The organism is Exiguobacterium sp. s157 (genome assembly GCF_018618205.1).
GTDB classification, from domain to species: Bacteria; Bacillota; Bacilli; order Exiguobacteriales; family Exiguobacteriaceae; genus Exiguobacterium; species Exiguobacterium chiriqhucha.
Genome location: NZ_JACSLQ010000005.1, coordinates 180,361 through 201,853 on the forward strand (window position 1 = coordinate 180,361; position 21,493 = coordinate 201,853).

22 protein-coding genes and 1 pseudogene are annotated in these 21,493 nt (G+C 54.5%); 17 read left to right on the plus strand and 6 right to left on the minus strand.

Going from position 1 to position 21,493, the window contains the following annotated elements; all coding sequences use genetic code 11:
• Positions 1 to 149: 149 nt before the first annotated feature.
• Positions 150 to 368: pseudogene (locus KNP67_RS15395) on the plus strand (methyl-accepting chemotaxis protein); the annotation flags it as partial.
• An 83-nt stretch (positions 369 to 451) separates the two neighbouring features.
• Complete coding sequence (locus KNP67_RS15400) at positions 452 to 754, plus strand: methyl-accepting chemotaxis protein (protein WP_285800922.1); 303 nt, start codon at positions 452 to 454, stop codon at positions 752 to 754.
• A 37-nt stretch (positions 755 to 791) separates the two neighbouring features.
• Here the strand turns inward: KNP67_RS15400 and KNP67_RS11115 are convergent, their stop codons facing one another.
• On the minus strand, positions 792 to 1,448 hold the full coding sequence (locus KNP67_RS11115) for a M48 family metallopeptidase (protein WP_131472646.1): 657 nt from the start codon (positions 1,446 to 1,448) through the stop codon (positions 792 to 794).
• A 116-nt stretch (positions 1,449 to 1,564) separates the two neighbouring features.
• On the opposite strand from KNP67_RS11115, the gene KNP67_RS11120 reads away from it, so the two are divergent.
• The 3 genes from KNP67_RS11120 (at position 1,565) to KNP67_RS11130 (ending at position 5,158) form a co-directional block, all read left to right on the plus strand.
• Complete coding sequence (locus KNP67_RS11120) at positions 1,565 to 2,737, plus strand: MalY/PatB family protein (RefSeq protein WP_131472648.1); 1,173 nt, start codon at positions 1,565 to 1,567, stop codon at positions 2,735 to 2,737.
• 70 nt (positions 2,738 to 2,807) lie between these two features.
• Positions 2,808 to 4,019 carry a hypothetical protein gene (locus tag KNP67_RS11125; RefSeq protein ID WP_131472650.1) on the plus strand — a complete coding sequence of 404 codons (1,212 nt, stop codon included), beginning with the start codon at positions 2,808 to 2,810 and terminating at the stop codon, positions 4,017 to 4,019.
• Positions 4,016 to 5,158 carry a hypothetical protein gene (locus KNP67_RS11130; protein WP_131472653.1) on the plus strand — a complete coding sequence of 381 codons (1,143 nt, stop codon included), beginning with the start codon at positions 4,016 to 4,018 and terminating at the stop codon, positions 5,156 to 5,158. The genes KNP67_RS11125 and KNP67_RS11130 overlap by 4 nt, the downstream gene beginning before the upstream one ends.
• Positions 5,159 to 5,221: 63 nt before the next feature.
• Here the strand turns inward: KNP67_RS11130 and KNP67_RS11135 are convergent, their stop codons facing one another.
• Positions 5,222 to 6,232: a tyrosine-type recombinase/integrase gene (locus tag KNP67_RS11135; RefSeq protein WP_131472655.1), complete on the minus strand. Its 1,011-nt coding sequence runs from the start codon at positions 6,230 to 6,232 to the stop codon at positions 5,222 to 5,224.
• Between the two features lie 15 nt (positions 6,233 to 6,247).
• Complete coding sequence (locus KNP67_RS15575; protein WP_214756596.1) at positions 6,248 to 7,303, minus strand: GGDEF domain-containing protein; 1,056 nt, start codon at positions 7,301 to 7,303, stop codon at positions 6,248 to 6,250.
• Positions 7,304 to 7,656: 353 nt separating this feature from the next.
• Between KNP67_RS15575 and KNP67_RS11145 the strand changes: the two genes are divergently transcribed.
• The 3 genes from KNP67_RS11145 (at position 7,657) to parC (ending at position 12,566) form a co-directional block, all read left to right on the plus strand.
• Complete coding sequence (locus KNP67_RS11145) at positions 7,657 to 8,061, plus strand: CoA-binding protein (protein ID WP_214756597.1); 405 nt, start codon at positions 7,657 to 7,659, stop codon at positions 8,059 to 8,061.
• Positions 8,062 to 8,190: 129 nt separating this feature from the next.
• Positions 8,191 to 10,158, plus strand: a complete 1,968-nt coding sequence (gene parE, locus KNP67_RS11150; protein ID WP_031200243.1) for a DNA topoisomerase IV subunit B — start codon at positions 8,191 to 8,193, stop codon at positions 10,156 to 10,158.
• 2 nt (positions 10,159 to 10,160) lie between these two features.
• Positions 10,161 to 12,566: a DNA topoisomerase IV subunit A gene (parC, locus tag KNP67_RS11155; protein WP_214756598.1), complete on the plus strand. Its 2,406-nt coding sequence runs from the start codon at positions 10,161 to 10,163 to the stop codon at positions 12,564 to 12,566.
• 65 nt (positions 12,567 to 12,631) lie between these two features.
• On the opposite strand, the gene KNP67_RS11160 is transcribed toward parC, so the two are convergent.
• Positions 12,632 to 13,138 carry a DinB family protein gene (locus KNP67_RS11160; RefSeq protein ID WP_214756599.1) on the minus strand — a complete coding sequence of 169 codons (507 nt, stop codon included), beginning with the start codon at positions 13,136 to 13,138 and terminating at the stop codon, positions 12,632 to 12,634.
• Between the two features lie 141 nt (positions 13,139 to 13,279).
• On the opposite strand from KNP67_RS11160, the gene KNP67_RS11165 reads away from it, so the two are divergent.
• From KNP67_RS11165 to KNP67_RS11175, 3 genes are read left to right on the plus strand one after another with little or no spacing between them, the layout of a single operon-like run.
• The gene (locus tag KNP67_RS11165; protein WP_214756600.1) at positions 13,280 to 13,891 is read left to right on the plus strand and encodes an NUDIX hydrolase; all 612 of its coding nucleotides are present in this window, start codon (positions 13,280 to 13,282) and stop codon (positions 13,889 to 13,891) included.
• A gap of 14 nt (positions 13,892 to 13,905) precedes the next feature.
• On the plus strand, positions 13,906 to 14,622 hold the full coding sequence (locus KNP67_RS11170; RefSeq protein WP_131472667.1) for an MBL fold metallo-hydrolase: 717 nt from the start codon (positions 13,906 to 13,908) through the stop codon (positions 14,620 to 14,622).
• 17 nt (positions 14,623 to 14,639) lie between these two features.
• Positions 14,640 to 15,089 (plus strand): GNAT family N-acetyltransferase, encoded by a 450-nt coding sequence (locus tag KNP67_RS11175; RefSeq protein WP_021067461.1) that lies wholly within the window; start codon positions 14,640 to 14,642, stop codon positions 15,087 to 15,089.
• A 156-nt stretch (positions 15,090 to 15,245) separates the two neighbouring features.
• On the opposite strand, the gene KNP67_RS11180 is transcribed toward KNP67_RS11175, so the two are convergent.
• Both KNP67_RS11180 and KNP67_RS11185 read right to left on the minus strand, forming a co-directional pair.
• Entirely contained in the window at positions 15,246 to 15,788 is a 543-nt protein-coding gene (locus KNP67_RS11180; RefSeq protein ID WP_029595446.1) for a GNAT family N-acetyltransferase, read from the minus strand.
• An 81-nt stretch (positions 15,789 to 15,869) separates the two neighbouring features.
• Positions 15,870 to 16,265: a hypothetical protein gene (locus KNP67_RS11185; RefSeq protein WP_131472671.1), complete on the minus strand. Its 396-nt coding sequence runs from the start codon at positions 16,263 to 16,265 to the stop codon at positions 15,870 to 15,872.
• Positions 16,266 to 16,598: 333 nt separating this feature from the next.
• Here KNP67_RS11185 and KNP67_RS11190 point away from each other — a divergent pair, with 333 nt between their 5' ends.
• The 6 genes from KNP67_RS11190 (at position 16,599) to KNP67_RS11215 (ending at position 21,455) form a co-directional block, all read left to right on the plus strand.
• Positions 16,599 to 17,447 carry a transporter substrate-binding domain-containing protein gene (locus tag KNP67_RS11190; RefSeq protein ID WP_214756601.1) on the plus strand — a complete coding sequence of 283 codons (849 nt, stop codon included), beginning with the start codon at positions 16,599 to 16,601 and terminating at the stop codon, positions 17,445 to 17,447.
• Between the two features lie 6 nt (positions 17,448 to 17,453).
• A complete protein-coding gene (locus KNP67_RS11195) occupies positions 17,454 to 18,149 on the plus strand; it encodes an amino acid ABC transporter permease (protein ID WP_021067457.1) in 696 nt (231 codons plus the stop codon).
• Between the two features lie 110 nt (positions 18,150 to 18,259).
• The gene (locus KNP67_RS11200) at positions 18,260 to 18,433 is read left to right on the plus strand and encodes a hypothetical protein (protein ID WP_214719584.1); all 174 of its coding nucleotides are present in this window, start codon (positions 18,260 to 18,262) and stop codon (positions 18,431 to 18,433) included.
• A 109-nt stretch (positions 18,434 to 18,542) separates the two neighbouring features.
• Complete coding sequence (locus tag KNP67_RS11205) at positions 18,543 to 19,451, plus strand: AAA family ATPase (RefSeq protein ID WP_029595449.1); 909 nt, start codon at positions 18,543 to 18,545, stop codon at positions 19,449 to 19,451.
• A gap of 1 nt (position 19,452) precedes the next feature.
• Positions 19,453 to 20,481, plus strand: a complete 1,029-nt coding sequence (locus KNP67_RS11210; RefSeq protein ID WP_021067454.1) for a DUF58 domain-containing protein — start codon at positions 19,453 to 19,455, stop codon at positions 20,479 to 20,481.
• Positions 20,478 to 21,455, plus strand: coding sequence for a hypothetical protein (locus tag KNP67_RS11215; protein WP_214756602.1), 978 nt, complete (start codon positions 20,478 to 20,480; stop codon positions 21,453 to 21,455). Before KNP67_RS11210 ends, KNP67_RS11215 begins: the two co-directional genes overlap by 4 nt.
• The last annotated feature ends 38 nt before the right edge of the window (positions 21,456 to 21,493 follow it).

The window sequence follows — 21,493 nt, forward strand, 5'->3', positions numbered from 1 at the left end:
ACAGGGTACACTAGAATTCCGCTACATTCCAGGAATAAAGCACTAAAGGAAATCGAGAAAAGAAGGTAGGAATAATCGGAATGGAACTGACAAAGTTTGCTAGCCTCTCATCCCCTGAGGTGCTCCGTGCCCTCGAGGCCAACGTGGCGATGATCCGATTCGACCGTCAACGACGCGTCGTCGATGTGAACGACCTCTTCTCCAAGGCAATGAAATATAAACGTGACGAAATTATCGGGATGCACCATCACTTGTTCTGCACGCCAAGTTTCGTCAGCAGTCCGGACTATCAAGCGTTTTGGAACAAGCTGTTCGACGGCTTCAGTTCGGCCGACAAAATCGAGCGCATCGACGCCCGCGGTGATTCAATTTGGCTCGAAGCGACCTATATGCCAATCTATGAACAGGATGAAGTCGTCGGCGTCGTCAAAATGCCGCCCAGACGAACTTGTTGTCGCTCAACGCCGCCATCGAGGCCGCACGGGCAGGTGAGCACGGTCTCGGCTTCAACGTCGTCGCGACCGAGGTCCGGAACCTGTCACGTCTCGTCGAACGCGCCGTCATCGAAGTGCGCGCGAACACGGACGGGATGAACAAAGAGCTCGTCTCAATCGTCGACGGCGTATCCCGCTCCAGTACAGACATTCAAGAGAGTGTCCGCATCATGGAACAGACGCTTGAGCGGTTCGAGCATATCGAACAGTCGGCCGAATCGCTGAACGGCACAGCCGAGCGGTTCACTTCCGCCATTTAAAAAACCAATCGGACATGCCTCCTGACAAGGGACACGTTCAATTGGTTTTTTTGATTTGCAGCGTATGGCCATGCTGTTTCAACCAGGCCATCGCGCCGGCGACGTTTGGATACACTGACGCAAGCTTCGACCAGAACGCTTTCGAGTGGTCGAAATGAACGAGATGGACCCATTCGTGGGCGATGACATAATCCATGACGTCCTGCGGGGCGAGCATGAGCCGGACGTTGATCGAGATCGTCCCGGTCGAGCTGCATGACCCCCAGCGCGTCTTTTGGTGGCCGATGCGGATTCGTTCCGCCTTCACACCAAGTTGACGTTCATAGTGGGGGGACCTTTCCATCACATAAGCGAGGGCCCGTTCTCGTAGCCAGACCTCGTACGCTTTCCGAAGCGATGATTCGTCCCACTTCGCAGGACAGTAAAAGTTTTCGCCGTCGAAGCGGAACCTTGTCTCGGTATTGCTTTTCACGAGCGAAAACGTCTCTCCGTGCAAAAGCAGTCTGTCGGCTGGTAAGACGTCACGCTTGGGCAGTGCCGCGAGGCGATCTTCGATCCAGCCGGCATGTTCCGTCAATATTGTCTCGACGACTCGGTTCGGGAGCCTAGCTGGAATCCGCAGCTCGATGCCGTCCGGCGTCACGAAGAAAGCCGCCCGTTTCCGGCGTTTATGGCGGATGACGGTCACGGTCATCGGGTTCACCTCCTTGAAGTATCTCGGTCGATTATAGCCGACGCGTCTCGAATCCGCCATCGTTTTGCGGACTCGAACGCTCGTTTTTTGTTACAGTAGGAGTAGGAGGGATGAACATGAAATCAATCTTACATCAATCGCTTGACCGGACGGGAACGGATTCGGTGAAATGGGACGGGCTCGACCGCTGGTTCCATTTGACAGATGACGTCTTGCCGCTGTGGGTCGCAGACATCGATATCCGCACGGCACCGTCCATCTCGGAGGCGCTGACGGCACGGGCCGCGACAGGAGAGTTCGGGTACACATTGTTCTCGAGAGAGGCGCAAGCAGCCGTGAGTTCTTGGTATGACCGTCGTCACGGGCTCAAGGTCGATGCCGATCACGTCTTGTTCTCGAGTGGCGTCGTACCGGGATTGACGCATATCGTCGAGGCGTTGACGGAGGAAGGGGATGGGGTCGTCATCCAGTCGCCCGTCTATCCGCCATTTCATGAACTGGTCACCGGGTTGAAACGGGAGTTGCTCGACGCTCCGCTCCGTCAAGTCGATGGTCGCTACGAGATGGACTTTGACGCGCTCGAGACACAGATGCAGAAGGCGAAGTTGTTCTTGCTCTGCTCGCCGCACAACCCGGTCGGACGGGTATGGACCGAGTCCGAGCTGAAGCAAGTCGTCGAGCTGGCACGTCGCCATGACGTCATCCTCGTCGCCGATGAAATTCATGCCGACTTGACCTATCCGTCACAACGGCATACCGCCCTCAATCGCCTCGATGACTCGGTCATCACGGTGAGTGCACCGTCGAAGGCGTTCAATATCGCGGGGCTGTTCGCGTCGTACATCATCTGTCCGGACGATGCGATGCGAAAACGGATTATCCAAGTCCAAAACAAACACCATGTGTTACCGACACCGTTCGCGAACACGGCCATCATCGCCGCCTATTCCGACTCACGGGCCGAGCGTTGGCTCGACCAATTGACGGCCGAACTCGAGGAGCAGGCGACGTACCTCGTCGAGCGGTTCCAGGAAGAGCTGCCCCAATTGAAGACGTACATGCCTGAGGCGAGTTATCTCCTCTGGATCGACTTCAAGGCGCTCAATTTCGAAACGGAACCGCGGAAGAAGTGGTTGCACGAGGAAGTCCGTCTGTTCTTGTCGCCAGGTCACCCGTTCGGGGAGTCGGGCGAGACGTTCGAACGCCTCAATTTCGGGACGTCGCGCGCTATCGTTGATGAGGCGCTTCAGCGTCTCACCGAACATGCTGACGGAAAGGCGTTTGTATGAATCAAGAAACGGGAAAAATTTCACAATGAGCCACACGAGAACGATGGCCACGGAAAGCGAGTGAATGCGAATGGAGACGATCAATTGGAAAAAGAAGATGGAGGAACAACTGAGGCGTAGCGGATTCACGTTACAAGTCGAGAACATGGCCAACCTCGGTCTGACGGAGATTCATGCGTCATCATCCCCATTGATCTCGTATCCGCTCCGGATTCGCCTGTACGTCCGCATGGGGTGGCTCATGTGCACGGTCGATGCGACATCGGTCGACCGGAACGAGGACCATCCGCTGTTCGAACGGATGATTGCCGCCGTGTTCGAGCGCATCGTCCGACACTTGTATCACGCCTATGACTTCCATGTCTTGACGTATATCGGCAATACCGGCAACTATATCGCACCGAAAGAATCAGAGACGGGAGAAATCGTGCGCTTGCTCGCGCAACTGTGGACCGACCGCTCCTATCTGCACCTCGAGACGTATGAAGAGTATCCGGCCCTATATGTGACACCACCTTGGGCGCACCAAGCCTACGCGTTCGAAAGCACCGAGGACGAATGGATTATCTATGCGGGCCGGAGCGGCCGTCCGGCGACGGACTATCGCGCCGACGGGACGGAGCTCAAACCGCATCGACTGGCCGAAGGGGACCTGTTCTTCCCGGTGCATCGCATCAAAAAGGACCGCGGCACCCTCGCGCTCGCCGAATGGATACGGCTTGAGCGTCGCGAGGTCGAGGATTTCATGCTCGCCTTCATGAACACGATTCAGAAATTCGATCCCGCCTTCGGCTTTTCCTGGGGTGGGACCGATACGTTCTTTCATGGGGTGCCGGTCGAACCCTATGCGCAAGTGCTTCGGCTCGAGAGCGGGAAACGACGTTACCGGGTCATGAACAACTCGGCTAAGCGACTGTTTGCCGTCGCGGACGACCCGCTCGAATGTTTGAAGGAAGTGGAACAAACGCTCCGGACGGTCCGTTTGCCTGAGCGGCGGGTCTCCTCGCTCGGACAGCTCGTGATGGGCATTTGGCAACAGTTCGAGCTTGATGAATCGACCTATATCCAAGAAGTCGCCTATCGTGGCATTTCCCAGTTCCAAATTGAAGAAAAGATTGGCCACGCCTTGGCGAACCGCCAACGCGTCCGTTGGGTCGAGAAGACCGATCCTCACCAATCCATCATTGAGTTCGCCCATTTGCGGATTTCATTCCCGAAACGACCACCCGGCATCGTCACCGTCGAGCCGGTTGAATCTTCCTATGAGAGAGGTGCCCTATGAGAATCGTTGACGCACGTGCCATGCCAATCAGCCATGAGGATTTGATTGCCGTCACCGAAACGTCCATCTACTATCGAGAGAAGACCGGCGAGACGAGTTTCTCGATCTATCGCTATGATGAAGCGGACGGTACCGTCACGCCGATCAGTCATCGCGCCTATGAAGACTATGGGATCTCGAAGCTGTTCGTCAGTGACGCCCGCGTCTATTTCTTGAATGAGATACCAGACCGGACGGGTGTCGTCCGCACGGAGTTGATTGCGTTCGACTATCGCTCTGGACGAGAAGATGTGCTCGCGACGTTCGAGAAACGTGGTAACAGCACGCTCTATTGGGTTCTCGCGGACCGTTACTTCCTCTTCCTGACGAGTTTCGGAGATACCGATGAGGCATGGCTGTATGATGCGGAGACGTCGTTCCAAGAGCGAATCCGTGACGAGCGACTCGTCGGACATGCCGGTAAGTTCCGTGAGCTCTATCTGTTCTCGACCGAGCTCGATGGCATTCCATATATCGTCTGCAACGCCCGCTTGGACGAGTTTGCCTATTACGAGGCACTCGAGGACGGTCGGGTCTTCCCGGACGATTCGATCGACCATTCGGAGGCGATTCTGATTTGTTCGCTCGACGAGGCGGTCGAGGCAGTTAGGTCCCGTCAAGATGAGATTCCGTTCGAGGACTTAATTCGTCTGCACGGGGAAGGGGACACGGTCCAATACTTGGGTGAACGGAACAAGCGACTTCGGTTCTCGACTTTCGTCGACGAGGCGAACGAGGAGACGATTTATGAGTTGACAGCACCGGACGTGCTCCGCGAGGTGGCGGTGGTCGACTGGGGCGCCTACGAGCCGATTGACTTCACGTATGACGATGTCAGTTCCACTATTTTCATTAAAGTGGAAGAGTCAACGGACCATACCGAATTGATTGACGCGACGACCGGGGCCCGCTTCCTCGACACGGCTCCTTTCGAGCGCGTGCTCGCCTCGAACTATTTCATCCATGAGTCGGCGGCAGATGGAACAGGTGGGGGCGTGACCGTGTTCAATCTCGAAACAAATGAGCGGCAAACGTTCGAAGACGCCTATTACACGGTGCTCGATGAGACGATTGTCATCCTATCGACGAAGCAGTTATAACGAAAACACCTGAACCAATCCATGTGATTGATTCAGGTGTTTTATAATGGTTTACATAATAAGTTATCGTAAACCTATCATAGCTTGTTTTTTCTTCTCGTCGCCGATATGGGCATAGACTTGCGTCGTCGCCACCGATTCGTGACCGAGCAACTGTTGAATCGTCAACACATCGATGCCGCTCATGGCGAGCCGTGAGGCGAATGTATGACGTAGTTTGTGTGGTGTCACCTGTTTATGCGTCAAGAACGGCAAATACGGTTTCAAGCGGTCGATGTGGCCTTTTAACGTGTGTTGCACCGTCCGCACCGAGATGCGCTTGCCTCGCTCCGATTGGAATAGCGGGCCTGACCCGTCACGTCGATAGGCGTCGAGGAGCGGCTCGAGCGGGGAGGCGATCGGAATGACCCGTTCTTTATTGCCTTTCCCGATGACGCGAATCGTCCCGCTCTCGCGGTCGATATCGTTCCAATCGAGGCCGACGAGTTCCGAGACGCGCATCCCGGTCAACCCAAGCAGTTGAATCATCAAAAAATCGCGGTCCCGGTTGCGCTCGTACCAACTCGCCTCGCGGTCGGACATGCCGACGTTGCTGCGGACGAGCGTCGAGAAGTCGAGCCACTCCTGCTCCGTCAAATAGACCGGGTTGCGTTTGGCACGCTTCGGCCGCTCGACCGCCTGGAACGGGTTGTGGGCCGTCACGCCCGTCTCAATCAAATGGTTGAACAGCGATTGCATCGTGGACAATTTACGGTTGATGACGCTCGGCGCGTTATCGAGCTCGAGTGCGAGATACGTCGCGTACGCCTCGGCCCCCGCGTGATCGAACTCGACGAACGAGTCAATCTCGACCGTCGAAGGGTCGACCTCAGATGCGCTGGCGGCCTCGACCCAGCGGAAAAAATCTAGAAAGTCATACAGATAGCGCTGCGCGGTCTGTTCCGAATAATGTTTGGCTGCCAGGTGATTCAAAAAACGCTGGATGAAGCTCGGCATGCGCTCGTAGCCGCTCAAATTGAAACGTTTCGTCGCGACCTTGGTCGGTGCTTGTCCGAGCTGGCGGAATATACTCAAAAGATCTCTCCTTGCTTACTGATGGATTGACGTGACGATTCGGTCTTTGCCTTCTTGTTTACCGGCCCGGAGCCGGTCGTCCGCCTCTTTGACGAGCGTTTCGACGGCCTCGAATCCAGTTCGCGTCGTGACACCGAACGTCATCGTGACGCTGAGACGACGGCCGTCATAAATTGTCTCGAGTGATTTGATGCGTTGCCGCAAGCGGTCAATCGTCTCCGTGGCCTCTGCAGTGGACTGGTCCGCCAAGAAGATGAGGAACTCCTCGCCACCCCAACGGACGGCTATCCCGTCGGTTCGGGCAAGCGCGGAGGCGACTTGCTTGAGTACGAGATCGCCGCAGTCATGACCGTGTTGCTCATTGAACGCCTTGAAATGGTCGATGTCCCCTAGAGCGACGGCGTATGGCCGTCCATTGATGACGGCTTCGCGAATCTCATCTTCGACCAATCGGTAACCGGTCGTCCGATTATACAACCCGGTCAGCCCGTCCCGTGAGGCGAGCGTGTGCAACCGTTCATTCGTCCGTTCGAGCTCGGACGTCACTTCGACGACGGACCCTTCGAAGACAAAAGACAGACCGGCAATCAAGGCGATCGTCGACAAGAGACAAAAGAGGCCCAATATTTGCTCGAAGGACGGCGTGAGCGGTTGCGTCCCTGTCGTCACATTCATATATAGGAAACCGTAGATGGTCATGGCGAGTATCGTCGAGGCGACCCGGATGGACCGACGGACATTCGGCATGAAGAACACGCCATAGGCGACCATGATGATGAAGTAGTGGACGTTCGCACCCCAACCGAGCACGACCGTCGAGATGATCGCGTTATAGACGACCTCAATGAACAGACCGACGAAGAACGCTCGATAATATCGTTTATGTACAAAATAAAAGGATAGCGTGTAATACAGAATGCTGAGTAGATTCGACCAGGCGAGTATCGTGACGCCGAGTTGCCAAAACGTGATCAAGAACACGACGTGGATGAGCCAAGCGAGCGCGTTCCCGTAAAAAGTGATGCGGTAATTATATAGTGTACCGCGACGTTCCTCATAGGCAGTTCCCACGCGAACACCTCCTGAACCTTAGTATACCGAACTGCCATCGATTTGCCCATGGGCGTTCGAGAAACGAGTCAATTTTACTATCTGAAACGCTTTAAATCGGTCCTTATGATTGCGTGAAATAGATATTTCACGCAACGTTCGTTTACACGTCATTTCCACCCGAGACACACATCGACCTACGAACCCGAGAAATAACGTCATATAACCCGGTTTACATAATTAGTTATGGTGAACCAATTGATTTGTTTTAAAAATTTGAAAGAGTTACAGTTGTATGTTAAAAGAAAATAAAGCTTGAAACGGTGATTCAGGTAAAGGTACACTGAGAACGTAAACAAAAGGGGGATTTCAGGATGGACGATCAACGTTTGAAACAATGGCTCACCGAGGCGAAGACGATCGCTGTCGTCGGCGTGTCAACGAACCCGAACAAGACCGCGAACCAAATCGCAGACTATTTGATCTTGCAAGGTTACACAGTCATCCCTGTCAATCCGACGCTCGAGACGTGGAACGGACGCAAAGTCTATCCGACGGTCGAGAGCATCCCGGGGCGCGTCGATATCGTCGACGTCTTCCGACGCAATGAGTATTTGGCCGGCGTGGCCGAAGATGCCGTCCGACATGGGGATGTCGGTCTCGTCTTCAACCAGCTCGGGCTCACCAGCCCGGACGCCGAGCGGATCGCTCGCGATGCCGGACTCGACTACATCGAAAATCGATGCATCTATGTCGAGCACGCCCGCCTTCTCGGTTAAGACCTACCTCCTTGGTAGGTCTCCTTTTTTTCACGAGCCCCGCTCGCGGAGGGAGGCTTGCCAGAATCCAAAAACAGCTATACAATAGGATAGAAAAACGAACGTGTGTTCGAAATTGAGGTGACGAAGATGTCAACAGACTTATTTAATTACAATGAAGACGCCATCCAGGTGCTCGAAGGACTGACTGCTGTCCGGAAACGTCCGGGGATGTATATCGGTTCGACCGACCATCGCGGCTTGCACCATCTCGTCTATGAGATCGTCGATAACGCGATCGATGAGGCGCTCGCCGGATTCGGTGGCCAAATCGACGTGACCATCCATAAAGATGACGCCATCACGGTACGCGATCACGGGCGCGGTATGCCGACGGGGATGCACGCCTCCGGGAAACCGACGCCAGAGGTCATCTTCACGGTCCTCCACGCCGGCGGTAAGTTCGGCCAAGGCGGCTACAAGACGTCAGGTGGACTCCACGGGGTCGGCGCCTCGGTCGTGAACGCACTCTCGAGCAAGGTCCTCGTCACGATTTATCGCGACGGCAAAGTGTTCGAGCAGACGTTTGCCGACGGCGGGATCCCGCAGACGACGCTCCTCGAGACCGGAAAGACGCGTCAGACGGGGACGAGCGTCTACTTCAAACCGGACGCCTCGATCTTCTCGACGACGACATATAACTACGACACGCTCGCTGAACGGCTCCGTGAATCGGCATTCTTGTTAAAAGGATTGACGATCACGTTGACGGACGAGCGTTCGGATAAAGAAGAGACGTTCCATTATGAGGAAGGGATCGCCGAGTTCGTCCAATATTTGAACGACGATAAGGCGACGCTTCATCCGATCGTCTATTTCGAAGGGACAGAGAACGATATCGAGCTAGAGCTCGCCTTCCAGTTCACGGACGCCTATTCTGAGAACGTCCTCTCGTTCGTCAACAACGTCCGGACTCGTGACGGCGGCACGCACGAGGTCGGCGCCAAGACGGCGATGACCCGCATCGTGAACGAGTATGCCCGTAAGAACGGATTGTTGAAAGAAAAAGATAAGAACCTTGACGGCGGTGACGTCCGCGAAGGCTTGACACTCATCGTCTCGGTACGCATCCCGGAAGAGTTCCTCCAGTTCGAGGGGCAGACGAAATCGAAACTCGGTTCGCCCGAGGCCCGTACGAGCGCTGATGGTGTCATGGCCAAACAACTGACGATCTTCCTCGAGGAGAATCCGCAGATGGCGACGATGCTCATCAAGAAGGCGATCCGCGCCGCCCAGGCCCGCGAAGCCGCTCGGAAAGCCCGGGAAGAGGCGCGCAACGGCAAGAAGAAGAAACGTTCGAGCATCTTGAACGGAAAACTGACGCCGGCGACGTCGAAGAACGCCGCCAAGAACGAACTGTTCCTCGTCGAGGGTGACTCGGCCGGCGGTTCGGCTAAACAGGGCCGTGACCGGACGTTCCAGGCCATCCTGCCGCTACGCGGGAAGGTCATCAACTCGGAGAAGTCGAAACTTCAGGACATCATGAAGAATGAGGAAATCAATACGATCATCCACGCGATTGGGGCCGGGGTCGGCCACGACTTCGACCTTGAGGACTGCAATTTCGACAAAATCATCATCATGACCGACGCCGATACGGACGGGGCTCACATCCAAGTGCTCCTGTTGACGTTCTTCTTCCGTTATATGCGCCCACTCGTCGAGGCCGGCAAAGTGTTCGTCGCCTTGCCACCGCTCTATCGGATTTCGAAAGGGAAAGGCAAGTCGGAACAGTTCGAGTACGCTTGGGACGAAGAGGCGCTCGAGAAGCTCGTCAAAGTGTATAAGAAGGGTTATATCCTCCAGCGCTACAAAGGTCTCGGTGAGATGAACGCCGACCAGCTATGGGAGACGACGATGAACCCCGACACACGGACGCTCATCCGCGTCACGGTCGACGACGCTGCCGTCGCCGACAAGCGTGTCTCGGTGCTCATGGGAGACAATGTTGCCCATCGCCGGGAATGGATCGAGGAGAACGTCGCCTTCGGCCTCCAGGAAGATGATTCGATCATCGCCAATGAACACGTGACTAAAGCGATTGAGGAAGTGATGTAACGATGTCGACGATTCAACATATTTTAAACTTGTCGCTCGAACAGGTCGTTGGTGACCGCTTCGGGCGTTACTCGAAATATATCATCCAGGACCGGGCCCTCCCGGACGCGCGCGACGGCCTCAAACCCGTTCAGCGCCGCATCCTGTATGCGATGCACCATGAAGGCAACACGAACGAGAAACCGTACCGCAAATCGGCCAAGACGGTCGGGAACGTCATCGGTAACTATCACCCGCACGGTGACAGTTCCGTCTATGAGGCGATGGTACGCCTATCGCAGGACTGGAAGTTGCGTTACCCGCTCATCGACATGCACGGGAACAACGGCTCGATGGACGGCGACTCGGCCGCCGCGATGCGGTATACCGAGGCCCGTCTGTCGAAGATTGCCGGCGTCATGCTGACGTCGATCTCGAAGAACACGGTCGACTATACGCCGAACTTCGACGATTCGACCGAAGAGCCGCTCGTTTTGCCGTCACTCCTCCCGAACTTGCTCATGAACGGGACGACGGGAATCTCTGCCGGTTACGCGACCGAGATTCCGCCGCACAACTTGACCGAGGTGCTCAACCTCGCCATCGCCCGTCTGAAAGGTGAGGTCGAGACGACGAATGACGCGTTCCGTTATATGCAAGGACCTGACTTCCCGTCTGGCGGGATCGTCATGGGCAAAGACGGCATCTTGAAGGCGTTCGAGACCGGAAAAGGCAAGGTCATCATCCGTGCCAAATCGGTCATCGAGCCACTTAAGGGAGGTCGTGAACAGATTACCATCACCGAGCTCCCGTATGAGGTGAACAAGGCGAACCTCGTCAAGAAGATGGAAGAGCTCCGTCTCGACCGCAAAGTCGAAGGCGTCGCCGAAGTCCGTGACGAGACCGACCGGACCGGTGTCCGCGTCGTCATCGAGTTGAAGAAGGAAGCCGATGCGGAAGGTGTGCTCCATTTCTTCTTGAAGCATACCGATCTGCAGCTCGCCTATAACTACAACATGGTCGCCATCGTCAACCGGACACCGAAACAGATGGGACTCTTGTCGATTATCGACGCATACTTGAAGCACGTCGAAGAGGTCGTCACTCGACGCACGACGTTCGAGCTCGACCAGGCGAAGAAACGCGCCGAGATCGTCGATGCGCTCGAACAGGCCATCTCGGTCCTTGACGAGACGCTCGAACTCATCCGTTCGGCCAAAGACAAGTCCGAGGCGAAGCAGAAGCTCATGGAGCGGTTCTCGTTCTCAGACCGTCAAGCCGAAGCGGTTGTCATGCTCCAATTGTATCGTTTGACGAACACGGATATCGTCGAACTGCAAAAAGAGGCGAAGGCGCTCCAAAAAGAGATCGCTCGCCTCGCTAACATCTTGAACGTCGACGCGACGAAACGGAAGCTCATCTCGAAAGAGTTGACCGCACTCCGTGACGAGTACGGCGACGCACGACGCTCGGTCATCGAGTCCGAGGTCGAAGAGTTGAAACTGAAGACAGAGGTCATGATCGCCGTCGAAGAGACGATGGTGTTCGTCAGCCGCGACGGGTACGTCAAACGTTCATCGATGCGCTCATATGGCGCCTCGAGCGACGAGATGCCGGAGATGAAGCAGAAAGACCGTCCCGTCCTCGTCACCCAGGCGATGACGACGGACCACTTGCTCGTATGGACGAACAAGGGCAGTTACTTGCTCATCCCGGTCCATCAGATTCCAGAGTCGAAATGGAAAGACGCCGGTCAGCATGTCGCCAACCTCGTGCCGATCGAAGGCGAACAAGTCGTTTCGGCCGATGTCGTCTCGACGTTCGACACCGACGCGCACTGTCTGTTCGTGACGCGTGAAGGCATGGTCAAACGGACACCGCTCCGTGACTATGACGCCCAACGCAAGTCGAAGGCGCTCATGGCGCTCAAACTGAAAGGCGACGACGAGGTCGTCTTCGCCGGCATCAGTGACGGGCCTGGCCAACTGTTCCTCGTCTCTGAGCGCGGTTACGGCCTCTGGTTCAAAGAAGATGACGTGCCGGTCGTCGGTCAGCGCGCTGCTGGCGTCAAAGCGATGAACTTGAAGGATGGGGACATGGTCGCCGATGCTTTCGCCTTCTTCACACCGCCACTGTTCGTCCTCGTGACGCAACGTGGAGCGGTCAAGAAGATGAAGCTCGAGGATCAGTTCGACTGCACGAACCGCAACTTGCGCGGGACGATGCTCATCCGCGAAGTCAAATCGAAACCGCACCAGATTCGTCGCGTGCTCCCGGTGCATGACGATGAAACGCTCCACATCATCGGGAAAGAGAAAGCGAAGACGGTCAAAACGAAGCAGTTGACGCTCTTGGACCGCTACGCCAACGGCTCGTTCGTGTTTGATGAAGAGACATTCGGAGAGATTGAGGACGTGTATCTCGATTGAGATCGAACTAAAGAAAACCCTGTACCAGAGACCATTGTCTTTGATACAGGGTTTTTCTTATGGATTCAAAGCTCGGCCTCTATCAGATAGCGCTCCAAATCGGCCTGTTGGCGCAAGTGATGACGGGTATGCATCTCGATGAGGTCGTACCACTCCTGTGCGTTCAGCCAGCCAAAACCACCATGCCGGGCTTTGACGTCACGGTTCGCCGAGCGGACGAGCGGTTCAAGTCGCTTCAAACGCGCAGACAACTCGTCGAGTCGTCGCTCGAGCGTCTCCCGCTTGTCCGTGTTGTTCGGAGGTTGGTTCATCTCATCAGGTAAACGGATTTTAATCGGAGGGAACCCACCGGCTTGAAACAATCGTTCACCGAATTCGGTCTTTCCAAGCGGTTGCTCTTCGCGTGAAGCGAGACACCGTTCAATCTCGTCTGCATATTCCTCGGCCACCACGATGATATGGTCGTACATCTGCCCGATTGACCAGACGTCTGCTGCTGCCTGGTAGCGCAACTGCCGTTCGGTATAGCCGTCCAAGTCTGCTTTGAACTGGGATAACACTGCGATCGACATATCGTTCCTCCTTTGCCACCGTTCTCATTTCAGTATATCACGGGGAGGATAGGTACTTTCTTATGGGAGCGGGTATTGCTAAAAGGAACAAGTCCATCGTTTGGCGAATGGGGTAAGAGGAAAAATCATGGGGGGATCACTATGTCTCAATGGCTCGACTGGGCCAAACGGCTCCAGGCGCTGGCACAGGCTGGCTTGACGTTTACGAAAGACGAGTTCGATCGAGAACGTTACGTCGAACTTCAACGAATCGCGACCGAGATGTTCGAACGACAGTCAGACCTCGCCTTGGAGGAGGTCACGAAACTGACGCACGTCGATGGATACCCGACACCGAAACTCGACGTACGCGGTGTCGTCTTCCGGGACGATGCGCTCTTGCTCGTCAAAGAGCGGTCGGACGGGCTTTGGACGTTACCAGGTGGTTTTTGTGAGGTCGGGTTCTCCCCGGCCCAAAATATCATTAAGGAGATTGAGGAAGAGGCCGGGTTTGATGTCGTACCGGTACGGCTACTCGCGTTGTTCGATATGCATCATCACGACCATCCACCGCTGTCGCAGCATTACTATAAACTGTTCATCGAATGCGAGCTGATTGGTGGAGTGGCGCAGGTGAGCCATGAGACGAGCGAGGTCGCCTTCTTCACGCGGGGCAACTTACCACCTTTATCCACCGCGCGGAACACACAGGAACAGCTTTATATGTGTTTTGAGGCTAGATGGCAAGAAGATTGGATCACGTTGTTTGATTAAGGGGAGGGGATATCATGAAAGTCACACGGATTGACCACGTCCATCAACTGACATTCTATGCGCCTGTATTACCGATTAACGTCCAGTTGATTGAGCGGGAGCTCGGACTCGTCTTGATTGACACCGCCCTCGCGCGGAATGCTGAAGCGATTTTAGCGTATATCGAGGCACAGGAGCGTCCGCTGCTCGCCATCTTGCTAACGCACGCCCATGGCGATCACGTCGGTGGTGTCGATGCCATCTTGAAGGCGCACCCGCACGCCGAGCTGTACGTCTCACGTCGGGATGCCCGTCTCCTCGAAGGGGACAAGACGACCGACCCGGATGAGCGGCCACTCAAATTAAAAGGATCACTCCCAACCATCCACTCCTTGCCGGATAAATTGCTCGACCCAGGTGAGCGCTTGTTCGGTCTGAGGGTCTATCCGGCAGCGGGTCATACGCCAGGCTCCATCGCCTATTTCGATGAAAAGGAGCGGAACTTGTTTGCTGGTGACGCGTTCCAGACACGTGGGGGAGTCGCCGTGGCAGGGGATGTACGCCCGTTGTTCCCGCTTCCGGGCGTCGCGACATGGGACAAACGGGCAGCGGTCGAGCATGCAGAGAAGTTGATCGACTTGGCACCGCGCCACACGTTCGTCGGACACGGACAGCCTGTCGCTGGGACACACCGGCTCTATTTGGCGCTGAAACGGGCCAAACGCAAGCAAGCACGTCTATTTTCACGATAAACCGGAGGTGCTGATAGATGGAGTTACGCGAGATTCAGACGACAGATTATCAACTGGCCGAGCAGATGCTCGAGATTCAACGGAACGCTTATGCGGTCGAGGCCGAGCTGATCGGATTCGATGAGATTCCAGCGCGTTATGAGACGGTCGAAGTGATTCAAAATCTGCCTGGGACGAGCTATGGCTTATATAACGATGAGCGGTTGATCGGATTCATCACGGTCGAAGCGGCTGAGAACACGGTCGAGGTCACGAAATTATGTATCGATCCGACGTATTTCAGGGCGAGGCTCGCGACGACGTTGCTCGAACACGTGCTCAGCTTGCATGAGGACAAGCTTGTCTATGTGCACACCGGCAAACATAACGGTCCGGCCAAGAAGCTGTATACGAAGCTCGGGTTCGAACCGAGTGCCGAGTTTGAACCGGAACCAGGTGTCACTTTGATTCGATTTACGCGATCTTGAATCCCTTATCTCAAATTTTAGATTCCGTCTCACTTCCTTAAGTATACTAAAGGATTGAGACGGAGTTTTATTTTTACTGATAATATATGTTATGTTAACTAAAAGGAAAATAAAGAAAATTGATGTCAGATATGACATCTCTCCTCTCGAAAAAAATCAGAAAATCTTGTACCAATACAACGTCATGTCGATGTTCGGATTGCCGGTCTGTTTGAGCGTATCGACACCGCCGAGCGCGAACCCTTCTTTTGCATAAAAGCGACACGCGATCACGTTATCGTTCTGCGCTTCGAGTGACAATCCAAGCAACGATTGCTTTTTTGCCCACGCCTCCGCAACTTCTATCAGCAAATGCCCAAGCCCGCTGTTGCGATAGCTTCCACGGACCGCGATGTTCTCGATATACGCAAAACGGTTCCAGTCTTTCACCACACGGATTTGTCCAATACATGTTGTCTCGTCGAATGCCAAGAATATTTGTTTGTCCTCACTGTTGATGTATTCAGACCAATCCAGCAAATCGTCTGGAAAGCTTGTCACACGGGCTTTCTCATATAACTGTTCCTCATACGTCCAAACCCCGTCAGAAAAGCTCGGAATGATTTTCCCTATGACTGGAAACGGATTATTGGCTTCGTTCACGACGCTGATGGAATACTCATCTAACGCTTTGATCGAGATGTTCGGGGCTTCTTCCATTGCATTATTCTCCCTTCTATATGTAATGACCGCTCCATCCTATAACTACATGATCTCACCAGACTAGCCATAAAGTGGCGGTCATGAAATCAAAGTCGGTGGTACTGTCGACAACACTTCAATTACATCATGTGATGTCAGGAACACGTAATGCTGAATATTATAAACCGTTTCGTAAATGTTTGTTGATTCTTCAGCTAACCATTTTAAATAGCTGGAATCGGTCACTTGAAAGAGTGTCCAGTCGCCAAAAAAATCAGGGTCATGATGTTTGTATAAATGTTCTAGCGTTCTAATAAGCGTTCCTTCGTCTGTATGTCGATACGACAATACAAGTCCGTCAAACAAGAATGTATGTGTGTTCTCATGCGCATCAATAAACACGAGTCTTAATCCGTCTTTATCATCAATTAGCGCCTGCAGATATAGTTTATCTGGTATCTCTGGATTGACGGTCCATCTTTCCCATTTCTCCATGTGGGCCCTCCTCTCCTCATTTTAATATGTTACGAATATGCCTTTACTATCTATCATACATGAATTATTAAAGTTCACGTGGGTTGGAGTCGGCTGATCAACACGATGACATTTTCGCTTAAACCGTATTGTTCAAACCGACATCCATTGATCTGTTTCATCATAATTACTAAACTGTGTCATTCGATTGAATCCTTCATTCATCAACATGTTAGCGCTTTATGGATTTATGTTTCAAAAATAACTTTAACACTGTTCATCCGCTCTTAGGAGTTGCCTGTAAGCGTATGTCATGCTATTTTTAGACAGATGATAACTTAAGGAGGAACTTGAATGAAACGTATGACAAAAGGTTTGGCAGCATCCCTATTACTGGCTGTCCCGCTCGCGGCGTGTGGTGATTCTAGCACCGATCAGGCCGAAACTTCACGCTGGGACGAAATCAAAGAAGACGGTACACTCACGGTCGGTACAGCGGGGACACTCTATCCGGCCTCATTCCGGGAAGAGGATAGCGATACGTTGACGGGGTTTGACGTCGAGCTCATGAAAGAGGTCGGGAAACGTCTCGACCTCGAGGTCCAATTCAAAGAGATGGCGTTCGACAACATGTTGACGAGCGTTCAAAACGGACAAGTCGACGTCGCCGCAAACGATATCTCGGTCACAGACGACCGGAAAGAGAAGTTTGCCTTCTCGACGCCATACAAGTACACGTATGGGACGGCCATCGTTCGCAAGAGCGATCTATCAGGTATCGAGTCACTTGAGGACTTGAAAGGCAAAAAGGCCGCTGGAGAAGCGACGACCGTCTTCATGGACGTAGCACGTCAATACGGGGCGGAGGAAGTCATCTATGACAACGCGACGAACGACCAGTACCTCCGTGACGTCTCGACAGGACGGACCGACGTCATCTTGAACGACTACTATCTCCAGACGCTCGCCCTCGCCTTCTTCCCGGAGTTCGACATCACGATTCACCCGGATATCGCCTATAACCCACAGGAAGTTGCGTTCTTGATGGATAAGGAAAACGCAGAGCTTCAAGAGAACATCGACCGCGTCCTTGGCGAGATGCTTGAAGACGGCACGGTGAAAGAGTTGTCGGAAACGTTCTATAACGGTGCCGATGTCTCGGTCGAACCAGACGTCGACGCGACGATCGTCGAATTGGACTAAGCCATCATGTTCGAAGGTGTGAAATGGGAAGCGATTTTTGACGTCGACCTGGCTGTGCGCTCGTTCCCTTATCTGCTAGGCGGTTTGCCGAACACGCTTTGGATCTCATTCGTCAGCATGTTCTTCGGCTTATTGCTTGGTCTCGTGCTCGCCCTTGGGAAACTGTCACCGTCGAGGTTGCTGCGGTTCCCGTCGACGTTCTATATCTCGTTCATGCGGGGTGTACCGATTTTAATTATCCTGTTCATCTTATATTCAGGGTTTCCATTCATCGGTATCGAGTTCGCAGCGCTGACGGCGGCAATCATCGGGTTCAGTCTGAACTCGGCGGCCTATATCGCGGAGATCGTCCGGGCTGCGATCCGTGCCGTCGATCCAGGACAAGTCGAGGCGGCCCGCTCGCTCGGGATGAACAAGTGGTTGACGCTGAAAGGGGTCATCTTACCTCAGGCGACGCGGATTGCCCTCCCCCCGCTTTCGAACGTGTTCCTCGATTTGATTAAAGCGAGTTCGCTCGCCGCCATGATCACGGTTCCGGAGATTTTCAATAAGGCGAAAATCGTCGGGGGTCGGGAATTCGATTATATGACCGTCTATTTGGTTGTCGCCTTGATCTATTGGGGCATCTGTACGTTCATGTCGTTCTTCCAGGACTGGCTGGAGCGGCATTTCGAACGCTATTTGGATACACCGAAACGATGACTGACTTGCCTCATACAGGCAGGTCAGTTTTTTTGTCGGGCGGTTATTGCGAAAGTGACATGATATAGTCAACCTATTCCATATTGCGATTCAAAGGAGAGACATCGCCTATGTTCTCAAAGTTATTATTCGGATCATCCGTCCTCATCACACTTACGTATATTTTATTTGATGGACCAGCATGGGTCAGTGCCTTGAATCCATTCACGAGTATGATCGTCTTGTATTACTTGATTTTCGAGTTCCCGAGCCGTAAGAAAACGAAAACGTCTTCTTCGGATTGAACATGGTGACCTACATATTTGGCAGCACCGTTCTTTAGCGTTCCATCTCGGTCCGCGAGTGTGCTATGATTTTTATAAATATTCAGAAAATAGACGGGGGACTTACATTATGGTGCAACAATGGACGACACATTTAAACGATCAAGTGATTGGGCAGTCGAAGGCGATTAAGCTGTCGACGATCGCGCTTCTCTCCGGGGGCCACGTTCTGCTCGAGGACCGGCCTGGGACCGGCAAGACGACTCTCGCGCGAAGCTTGGCGACGTCGGTCTCGGCCGCGTTCCAACGCGTGCAATGTACACCGGACACGCTACCGAGTGACATTTTAGGGATGGAGCTGTTCAATCCGACGACGGGCACGTTCGAGCGCCGGACTGGACCGATTTTCACGTCAATCTTACTCGTCGATGAGATTAACCGGACGACACCACGGACGCAGTCGGCCCTGTTGGAGGCGATGCAGGAGCGACAAGTGACGCTCGGTGAGGTGTCGCTTCGTCTACCGGACCCGTTCTTCGTCATCGCGACGCAAAACCCGTTCGATGGGCAAGGGACGTTCCCGTTGCCACAGGCTCAACTCGACCGCTTCTTGTTCAAACTGTCGCTCGCCCCGTTGTCTCGGGAGTCGGAACGCCGGTTGCTTCGGAACGAGCATTTGAGTGCGGCTCCTTTCACGTTGCAACAGACCGAACTTGCCGAGATGCAGCAAGCTGTCCGTGACGTCTTGTTCCACGAGGCGATGGAGGATTATCTCCTTGATTTCGTAGAGGCGCTCCGTCATCACCGGGATATCGAGGTCGGACCGAGCCCACGGGCGACGCTCGCCTACACGATGGCGGCTCGGGCGCATGCCTATATGGACGGACGGGATTACGTATCACCGGAAGACATCCGCGCGCTCGCCTTGCCGATTCTCGGACACCGCATCGTCTTGACGGTCGAGGCGTCGCTCAAGACGAAGCCGTCTAAATTGATCAAGTCCGTTTTGGAGACCATCCCGGTCCCGTCAGAGGTGTGATATGCAACTCGTCAGCCCTCGCTACCTCGAGTCCGGGTATATGTGGCTCTTGTTCGTCGTCGGGGTGTTCACCGCCCTATACGGCAACGTCTTCCTCGCGAGTGTGATTATCGGTTTCAGCCTGTATGCGCTCATCATGCCGGAGTTGTTGTTCCGGCTCGCTGAATACGTACATGTCGAAGTGACCGACGAGCTGAAGCTGTTCCCGAACGATGAAGAGACGTATACAATCAAATTGGTTTCAACGGCGCCTGTCCCGCTCGGTGTCGTCCGTCTGTCAGGATATCTCCATCCTACCGTCGAGTCGGAGGAACACGCCTTCTGGCGCCAAGAGAACTATGTCGGACGCGAGGCGGCCGTCGCCTATACGCTCCCGCTCAAGGCGATTCGACGCGGACCGATCCGCATGGAGGCGATCGGTATGGAGATTCGTGACCCGCTCCGTATGTTCTCGCTCTATAAGGAAGACCCGCTCGACCGCATCGGCTATGTCTTCCCTGAATTCCTGCCTTATCCGATTCCGAAGCGCCCTCCGACGTTACCTGGGGAGGAGATGGTCCGTCATAGCGCCTACCGTGACCCGGAGACGTTCCAGTCAGTGGCGCCGTATCACGGCCAGCCGATGCGGCAACTGTATTGGTCGGCCTATGCGAAGACCGGCGAGCTACTTGCCCGGACCGAGCAACCCGTCCAAGCGAACGAATATGTCGTCGTGCTCGACTTGCTGACGAAAGACGGACGCGCCCTCACCCATCAGATGGAGCGGTTGATTTCGCAGGCGGCGGCGCTATGCCGCGACTTCGAGAAAGAGAACGCGAGCTATGGGCTGATTGTGCCGACATTGACGAAGGAAGGGATCACCTATGACCTCGCACCGGGGAGCGGTGAGACGCATTTCCGCAAGGTCATGACGACGCTCGCTTGTCTATCGGAGCGTGACTTCCCGCTCGCCCGGTCGCTGTTCGAACGGAAAGTCGCCAAATACGGCGGCAGCCAATCGATTCTACGGCTCGGAGGTGACGGCCGATGAGACTACTTTGGTGGGTATTTGCCGCTTTCTATGTCGGTCACGCGTTTCCGCTCGTCTTTCTCTTGACGCTCCGCTTGCCGCGCAACTGGCAACTCGGTGTCCAGACGGCACTCAGCATCGCCGCCCTTTGGTTTTCTTATGAGATGAGCGTGACGTTGCTCTTGTTCACGTACGTCCATGCCTTTATCCGGACGCTCGACTGGACGGACCGTTACGCGATCGCCAGCGTGCTCTTCCTGATCGTCGATTGGTTGTCTCCGCCGGCGTCGCAGCCGCTCGCGATGATCGTCTTCCCGTTCTTGTTCTTGTTTTGGCAGCGGAGCCTATATTACCGCCGTGACTATAAACGGATGCTGTCGACGCTCGTCGTCGCCCTCGCCGTCGGTCTCGGACTGGCTGTGATCATCCGGACAATCAAAGAGTTATTGTTCGGTAACCTCGTCGCCTGGATTCGCCCCATCTTCGTGTGGATCGGGGGTTGGTTCGATGGGTTCAACTTGGATCCGACCGACCGCGTCAACCGGATTCTCGTGCCGGACAATCCGAACATTGATGCCGAGACGATTTCGAATGAGACGTTGCTCGAATCGGCGACGAATCAATCGCTGTTCTTGATTTTGGCTTTTCTCGTCCTTCTGGTCGGGTTGGTCGCCTTGTTCATCTATTTGCAACGCCGTAAAGAGATTCAAGAGGCTGTGACGGTACCGAAACAGCGCCATCAAGCAGCGGATGCCGGGCGTCGCGTCACACGGGCCCCACGGCACGTCCGCTTGCTCGATGCCGGGCGCCGGCTCGAACAGGCCCATCCTCGCCATCGTGAGGAGACGGTCATGGAATGGTTCGACCGCATCGGATTCAGCGAAGGGAACCGCTTCGCCGTCTGGCTCGAGGCCGCCGAGTACGGGGAGAAAGAAGCCCCGGTACCCATCGTCGAGGCGTTCGAACGACATGTCACCCAGACGCTCAAAAAATAAGAGACCAGTCAGTTCGCCGGGCACTGCCGGACGGTCTG